The 571-nt window shown below is 70.8% G+C and carries 1 protein-coding gene; it reads right to left on the bottom strand.

Going from position 1 to position 571, the window contains the following annotated elements; all coding sequences use genetic code 11:
• On the bottom strand, positions 1-571 hold a 571-nt coding region (locus BIV01_RS02030; RefSeq protein ID WP_139199173.1), incomplete at both ends, for an ATP-binding cassette domain-containing protein.

Below are 571 nucleotides of genomic sequence, written 5' to 3'. Positions count from 1 at the left end.
GGTGTACGGGTGGGTGGCCTCGTCGAGTCGCGAGGACGGCAGCTGCTCGACGATCTCGCCCTGGTACATGACGACGACGAAGTCGGTGAAGCGCCGGCAGAGCTCGATGTCGTGCGTGATCACGAGCACCGCCGTCCCCTCCTGCTCGGCGAGGTCGACCATGAGCTGCATCGCACCGACGGCGAGCGATGCGTCGAGCGCGCTCGTGGGTTCGTCGGCGATGAGCAGTGCGGGCTTCGAGGCGAGCGCGATGGCCATCATCACGCGCTGCCGCATCCCCCCGGAGAGCTCGTGCGGCTCGGCACCCATGACCCGGTCCGGGTCGGTGATGCCCACGGCACGGAGCCGTTCGAGGGCATCGGCGGTGGCGCGTCGCTTCGACACCCGCTCGGTGGCCCGGAGCACGGCGACCAGCTGGCTGCCGATCGTCCACACCGGGTCGAGGGACGACATCGCGTCCTGGAAGATCATCGACAGCCCGGGGGTCCGGACCGGGATCCGACCGGCCGGCCCGGTCCGCTCGATCGAGCTGCCGTCGAGCTCGAGGGTCTCGACCTCGACGGTCCCGGCG

It is taken from the genome of Curtobacterium sp. MCBA15_013 (genome assembly GCF_001865095.1).
Lineage (GTDB): Bacteria > Actinomycetota > Actinomycetes > Actinomycetales > Microbacteriaceae > Curtobacterium.
The sequence above is the reverse complement of the archived record's forward strand: the minus strand, read 5'-3'. Positions and strand labels throughout refer to the sequence as shown.